Below are 7801 nucleotides of genomic sequence, written 5' to 3'. Positions count from 1 at the left end.
CGCGCTGCCACTGGTAGGCGATGGCGCCGAGCCCGTCGGCATCGCCGAGCGTGTTCGAGGCCGTCAGGGTCTGGCCTTCCTGGGCCAGCCCCGCGATCGTCACCGAACCGGTCGGCGGATCGTTGACGTTGCCGACCGTGGCGGTCGCCGCACTGGTCACGCTCTCGGCGGTGCCGTGGCCGTCGACATATGTCGCCACCACGTCGATGCTGTGGCCGACGTCGGCATTGCCGAGCAGATAGGTCGTGCCGGTGGCGCCGGCCACGTCATGGCCGTCGCGCTGCCACTGGTAGGCGATGGCGCCGAGCCCGTCGGCATCGCCGAGCGTGTTCGAGGCGGTCAGGGTCTGGCCTTCCTGGGCCAGCCCCGAGATCGTCACCGAACCGGTCGGCGGGTCGTTGACGTTGCCGACCGTGGCGGTCGCCGCGCTGGTCACGCTCTCGGCGGTGCCGTGGCCGTCGACATACTTTGCCACCACGTCGATGGCGTGGCCGACGTCGGCATTGCCGAGCAGATAGGTCGTGCCGGTGGCGCCGGCCACGTCGTGGCCGTCGCGCTGCCACTGGTAGGCGATGGTACCGAGCCCGTCGGCATCGCCGAGCGTGTTCGACGCCGTCAGGGTCTGGCCTTCCTGGGCCAGCCCCGAGATCGTCACCGAACCGGTCGGCGGGTCGTTGACGTTGCCGACCGTGGCGGTCGCCGCACTGGTCACGCTCTCGGCGGTGCCGTGGCCGTCGACATACTTCGCCACTACGTCGATGCTGTGGCCGACGTCGGCATTGCCGAGCAGGTAGGTCGTGCCGGTGGCGCCGGCCACGTCATGGCCGTCGCGCTGCCACTGGTAGGCGATGGCGCCGAGCCCGTCGGCATCGCCGAGCGTGTTCGAGGCCGTCAGGGTCTGGCCTTCCTGGGCCAGCCCCGCGATCGTCACCGAACCGGTCGGCGGGTCGTTGACGTTGCCGATCGTGGCGGTCGCCGCGCTGGTCACGCTCTCCGCGGTGCCGTGGCCGTCGACATATGTTGCCACCACGTCGATGCTGTGACCGACGTCGGCATTGCCGAGCAGATAGGTCGTGCCGGTGGCGCCGGCCACGTCGTGGCCGTCGCGCTGCCACTGGTAGACGATGGCGCCGAGCCCGTCGGCATCGCCGAGCGTGTTCGACGCCGTCAGGGTCTGGCCTTCCCGGGCGAGCCCCGCGATCGTCACCGTCCCGGTCGGCGGATCGTTGACGTTGCCGACCGTCGCGGTCGCCGCACTGGTCACGCTCTCGGCGGTGCCGTGGCCGTCGACATATGTTGCCACCACGTCGATGCTGTGGCCGACGTCGGCATTGCCGAGCAGGTAGGTCGTCCCGGTGGCGCCGGCCACGTCATGGCCGTCGCGCTGCCACTGGTAGGCGATGGCGCCGAGCCCGTCGGCATCGCCGAGCGTGTTCGAGGCCGTCAGGGTCTGGCCTTCCTGGGCGAGACCCGAGATCGTCACCGCGCCTGTCGGCGGATCGTTGACCGGAGCAACGTTGACGGTGACGGTCGCCGTATTGCTGATGCTGGCACCGTCACCAACCGTGTAGGTGAAGTTTGCCGCCCCGTTGAAGTCTGCATTCGGGGTGAACGTCACGCTGCCATCGGGATTCAACACCGCCGTTCCGCCGACACCGCTCGTCACCGACGCGATCGACAGTTGCCCGTTGCTGTTGTCGACGTCGGTGTCGTTGCCCAGCAGCTGCGCCGCCGTGTAGGTGATCGGCGTGTCTTCGGTTGCCGACAGCGTATCGGCAACGGCCACCGGCGCATCGTCGACGGCAGCAACATTGAACAGCACGGTTCCGATCGACGTCACGGTACCATCCGAAACCGTATACGTGAAACTGTCCGGGCCGTTGTAGTTGAGCGCCGAATGGTAGGTGATGGCGTTGCCGTTCAGGCTCACCGTACCGCCATGCAGGCTGTGACCGCTCAGGTCGCCGACCGAGGTGACGGTCAGCGTAACTCCGGGGTTGATATCGGTATCGTTGGCGAGCAGCTGCGCCGTCGTCAGCGCAGCATCGGTATCCTCGTAGATCGTCGGACTGGAGATGACGTCGTCATTCGCAACGAGCGCATCGTTCGTACCGGCGATGTTGATCGTGACGACGGCGTTGCCGCTGCCGGTCTGCTGATGGCCGTCAGACGGCTGAATGGTGTACCGCAGCGAAAGCGTTTGTCCGACGCCGAGGAAATCGAAGGCCTCACCGTGGGAGTCGAAATTCCACGCGAACTGCGCGTGGGTTGCCGTGCCGTCGAGGATGTCGCCGGCCTGAACGGTCAGATAGCTCTCGAGGCTCGCGTTCGAAAGACCGCCGACCGGGCCAGCCTGCAGCACGCCGTCCAGATAGACGTCGACGTGGTCGAGCGCCACCGTGACGTGATCGGTCACGTCGGCGTCAGAGACGGTCAGCGTGCCGTGCGCCGTCTGCCCCGCGTTCGTTTCGGTCAGGTCGGCCCCGGCCTGGTCATGGCTCTCCGCCATGATGACCGGCGCGTCGTTGGTGCCGTGGATGGTGACGGTGACCTGCGCGGTATCGGTCCCGCCCGGGTATCCGTCGCCGAGCGTGACGGTCGACACCAGCATCACCGTCTGGTTCTCGCCGAGGAAGTCCAGCGCCTTGTCGGCGATGGAATAGGTCCAGCCGATCGCACCGCCGTTCTGGTTTTCGCTCTGCTGCAGCGTCAGCGCCTGCTTGATCGCGTCCTTCTCGCCCTGCGTCAGCGACGCCGAGATGTCGACATGGTTGGCGTCGGTCCAGGTCACGCTCTGATCGCTGATGGACGCCGTCGGCAGATCGGTCAGATCGACATCCGTGAAATGGACGGTGCCGGTGGCCGCCGGCGACGGATCGGTCGTCGAGGAGCCAGTCGTGCCGGCAAGCTCGGCGAAGCCCGTGCTCGGCGCGTCCTCGCCGCTCGCGAAATTCGGCGCGTCGTCAGCGGCGTTGAGCGTGATCAGCGTGTGGCCGGTGCCGTCGTCGCTGCCGGCAAAATGCGCGTGGCTGTAATCGCTGCCGACGAGGTGCAGCGTGATGGCGTTGCCAAAGAGATCCGTGACGGTCAAGTCGCCCGTCAGCGTGTCGTAGCTCGCGCTCGTGGTCGCGAGGTCGTAGTGGATGCTCGACAGGTCGATCTTGTCGCCCGCTCCGAGCCCGGCGATCGATCCGCCGAAGGTCGGGGTGTCGATCTTCAGCTCGGAGGAGCCGTCGCCTGCGAAGGTGACGGTTTGCGACACCGAGCCCTCGAGCTTCAGCGTCGCGCCCTCGTCGATGGTCACGGAGCCGGAGCCGGACAGCGAGCCGAACAGGGTCAGCGCGCCGCTGTCGACCACGATGGTGCCGGTATTGACGATGGCGCCGCTGATCGACGTAGTACCCCAGCTGTCGATCGCGCTGGAATTGGTGATGTTCAGCCCGCTGCCCGAGATCGCGGCGCCGTCGTGCAGGTTGATCTGGCCGCCGTTGTCGATCAGCGACGCAGCGCCGAACACGCTCGTGCCCGCCACGGTCCAGGTGCCGCCGGATTCGTTGTTGAAGGTTGCGGTCGCAACCGAGATATTGCCGTCGATCTCGCCGGTGTTGTTGATCGTGACGGCGCCGCCGGTTTCAACGATGGCGGAGGTCGAGGACGTGATCGCGCCGGCGTCAGTGGGACCGATCGTGCCCGTGTTGTCGATCAGCGCGGTGCCCGTCGCGTTCTCCCGGATGTGGATCGCGGAGAAGCCGGCCGCGCCGACGACCGCGCCGTCATTCGTGATGTGCGTCGAGCCGCTTGCGCCGGCCGCGTCCTGAATGACGTCGATACCGTCGCCGGCGAGGCCCGCGACGGCGCCCGCCGTCGTGATCGAGACATTTCCGACGCCGTTGTGGGTGACGCCGATGCCGCCGGCCGCACCGGTCAGGGTACCCGCGGGCGTCAGCACGACGTTGGCCGGATTGTAACCCGTCCCGCCGGAAGCGGTGAAGTCGAGTGCATCGCCGCTGGCGCTGGTGATGTTCGCATCTCCGGTGACGGTGAAGGTGCCGCCGGACGACGACTGGCCGGCGATGGTCCCGGTGAAGCTCTGGCCCGCGAGGTCGTCGAGCTGCAGCGTATCGGTGCCGCCGGCAAAGGTGACGGTCTGCGCGTCCGCGCCCGCCAGTTCGAGCGTCGCGGTATTGTCAATCATCAGCGCGCCGGCCCCGGCCAGGCCGCCCGCCAGATCGAGCGTGCCGCTCTGGACCTCAAGGGTACCGGTATTGGTGACCGCGGCGGTGACCCTGTTGAAGCCCGATAGGGCGTAGAGATGGCCGGCATTGCCGAGGGTTCCGCCGTAGATCTCGACCGACGTCAGGTCCAGCTCTGCTCCGGCCGCGACCGTCAACGTCCCGGAATTGTCGACCTCGACGTTGACGAGATCGAGTGCGCCGCCGTCGACATCGATGGCGTTGAGATTGGTGATGATGTGCTGGACCGCCGGGTCAATCGTCAGCGTGCCGCTGACGACCTCGATCGTGCCCGAATTCGTTATGTCGGCACTGTTGATGGCACTGGCGCCGGTCGACGCCAAGGTGCCGTCGATCGTCAGCTTGCCGCCGGTAATCGTGGTGGTATCCAGCGTCAGGGTCTGGCCGCCGTCGACCTTCACCGTACCGTTGTTGGTCACGGCGTCGTTCTTCAGCGCCGCCGCCCCGGCAATCTCCAGCGTGCCGTTGTTGGTGACCGGGCCTCCCTTGATCTCGGCCGAGTCCTTCAGCTTGACGGTGTCGCCGAGCACGACGCTGGAATTGTCGGTAATCACCGAGCCCGACACCGTGACATCATCCAGCGTCAACTGCGCGTCGACGATGACAAGACTCGCGCTCAGGGTCGCATTGCCATCGATCGTGCTGGCGCCGATCACGTCGACGGTGCCGGCGCCATCGATGGTGCCGCCGGAGATCGTGGCGCCGGACAGATTGAGCGTCGCGTCGGTATCGACCTCGATGGTGCCGTTCGCATTGGCAATGTCGGCAAACAGGTTGAGCGTGCCGCCGGACAGATCGATGAGGCCGGAATTGGTGACGTCGGTCAGGCCGTCGATGCTGCCGCCGGCGGCAAGCGTGAGCGTGCCCTCGTTCGTGAGCTTGCTGATGTTGACGCCGTCGCCGAACGTCACCTCGCCGCCGACCGTGATGACCGCGCCTGCAAAATTGTGGACGAACGCGTCCGCCTTGACCGTGAGCGTGTCGCCGATCGTCAGCGTGCTCTCGTTGTCGAGTTCCGGCCGCAGATGCCCCGGCTTCGACACGTCGAAATCGTTCATGGTCACCGAATGGGCAACCGCCGCGGCATCGACCGTCACCGGGTAGGACGGGGCAAATCCGTGCAGCTGGTCGGTGATGACGATGACGTCGTCGCCGGCGAGCGGAACGGTTCCGGTTTCCCAGTTCGCGGCGTCGTCCCACAGCCCGCCCGCATCCGAACCGGTTGCGATCCACACCACGGCCGGATTGTCGGTGCCCGTGATCGCGACCGTGATGGTCTGCGTCGCGGTCGCACCTTGCGAGTCCGTCACCGTGACCGTGTAGGTCAGCGTCAGGACCTGGTTCTTCGCAATGAAGTCGGCGAGGTAGACGGGCAGGTCGGCCAGCGACCAGTTGATGGTACCGTCGCCCGTGCCGGTGCTGTCGTTGTTGTTCGCGATCCAGACCGACATCGCGCTCTCGAAGGCCGCGAGCGGACCCGGCGGTACGGCGCCGCCCGGCAGGCTCGCGCCGGTCAGCGCCACCGACACCGTGTGCGTGTCGGTCAGATCGACGTCCGTGAAGCTCAGCGTTCCCGAGGTCGGCTCGCCGCTGGTCAGCGGGCCGCCCGGCACGCTGGTGCCGCCGAAAAACGCGATCGTCGAGACGCTGGACGTGATCACCGGCTTGTCGTTGGTGCCGGTGATCACGATGGTGATCGGGATCTCGGTGAATTCGTTGTTGGCGGCGAAATTGTTGTCGACACGAACGACATAGTTCAGCGTCAGCGTTTCGCCCGCGGCGAGGAAGTCGAAGAGATTGTCGGGGACGCTGTAGGTCCAGACCGCCGAGCCGTTGTTGTTGTTGCCGGAAGCGGGAACGACGACGATCTTGACCTCGGTCGCCGCGATGTCCTGCTTCTGCAGAGCGGAGAGCGAAGCGGTGACGTCGTGCTGACCGGCGTCCTTGTAGGTGACGACGGGCGGATTGGTGAGATTCACCTTCACCGTCGGCGTGTCGCCGAGGTTGAAGTCGAGGAAGGTCACCTTGCCGCTGACTGAATCCAGGTCGGCTGTATCGTTGGTGTTGGTGTCGCCTCCGCGCTCGGCGATGGCGAAGCCTTGTGTCGGATTGCCGGCGAGGTCGAGGCTTGCCGCCTTCGGCGCGCCGGGAATGCGATCGCCCGCTACCGTCTTGTCGCTGGGACCCTGCTGCTGGGTATTATTGGTGGTATTGACGGTGTTGGTCACGGTCGCGGTCGCGGACGAGCCGCTCGCCGTCGTGACCGTGATCTTGTTGCCTTCCTGCGTGATCGAGTCGGTGCTGTTGTTGGTGAGCTTGGTATTGCCCGAATTGTCCGTGAACTTCAGCGTGAACACGTCGGTGATGAGCTTCTGCACCTCCGGCGACAGCAGTGCCTGACCGATCGTGACGTTGCCGCCGCTGATCTGGATCATCTGCCCCGCCTGATTGACGGTGGCGATCGGCAGCAGCGTCGTCTTGTCGAACAGGATGTAGGAGCCGGTGTGACCGTCGGGCTCGACCAGCACCTGGAAGTTCGCCTGCGGTTGCGGCTGCGGCTGCGGATTGTCGACCGTCGCCGCCGGGATGATGAAGCTGATCTCCGTCACCACCGCGGTGCCGCGGATGCCCATCGTGGCGACCGGCGTATCGACCTTCATCTCGCCGTGCTTGGCGGTCTCGCCGGCGACGAAGGTGATGGTGCCGGCGACCAGGCTGAGCAGCGAGGAGTTGTTCGACCCGTTGGGGTCGTAGACCATCTCGTTCAGGACCATCCGCGCGTTGGCGGACAGACCGAACACGGTGCCATCGATGAAGGTGAGGCCGAGCGTCGAATCCGAACCGGTCGAGACCACGTCGCCCTTCTCGACGTTGTCGCCCTGGTTCAGGATGATCGAAACGCCGTTGCGGATCGCGGTCGCGCTGCCGGTCAGCTTGGTGACGTGGCCGATGACCTGGGCGGCGCCGGCGCCCGGCGCGGCCTGCGCATACTGAACGTTGCCGGCGAGCGCGTTGACGAGGTCGCCGGTGAGATGCGCGCCGTCGGGAGAGGCGAGCGATGCGCGCTTCTCGCCCTTGAAGTAGTCGTGAACGACGAAGTCCCGGCCGTCGTTGGACAGGATCAGGTCGACGCCGGCGCGCTTGAACTCGCCATGAAAGATGAAGTTGGGGTCGGGAACGACGAACGCGCCCGCCGGAACCGCGCCGTGGCCCTTGGCGGTAAATGACTCGACGTGAAAATGGACGGACGGGGCCGAACCCTGGCCATCCAAGGAAAGCGCGGCGTCAAATTTGCCAGTGTAATTCAACTGGGCACCGTAAAAGGGTTAATATTTAAATAAGTATCGATCGCCTAAGCTTGCTTATCATTATCAACCCCTTAACGAAACCATCCTTCGCTTGTGTCGATTAACGCGGCAGAAAGGTTCTGTCCGATTTCTCGGGCCGCGCATCCCCGCCAATTCGGGTATTCGCCGGAATAACGCGCAATATATTTCCACGATTTTTTACGCATTCTCCGCCTTGCCAAGTATTACGACGTAGAGATC

At 65.7% G+C, this 7801-nt stretch carries 1 protein-coding gene; it reads right to left on the bottom strand.

All coding sequences use genetic code 11. The features are described 5' to 3' along the window. A partial coding sequence (locus KGM94_RS01365) for a tandem-95 repeat protein (RefSeq protein ID WP_300254107.1) occupies positions 1 to 7525 on the bottom strand: 7525 nt, incomplete at its 3' end. Between the last annotated feature and the right edge of the window lie 276 nt (positions 7526 to 7801).

The sequence above is a fragment of the Bradyrhizobium sp. genome (assembly GCF_028868675.1).
In the GTDB taxonomy this organism is placed as follows: Bacteria; Pseudomonadota; Alphaproteobacteria; order Rhizobiales; family Xanthobacteraceae; genus Bradyrhizobium.
This window is presented reverse-complemented; position numbering and strand designations above follow the sequence as displayed.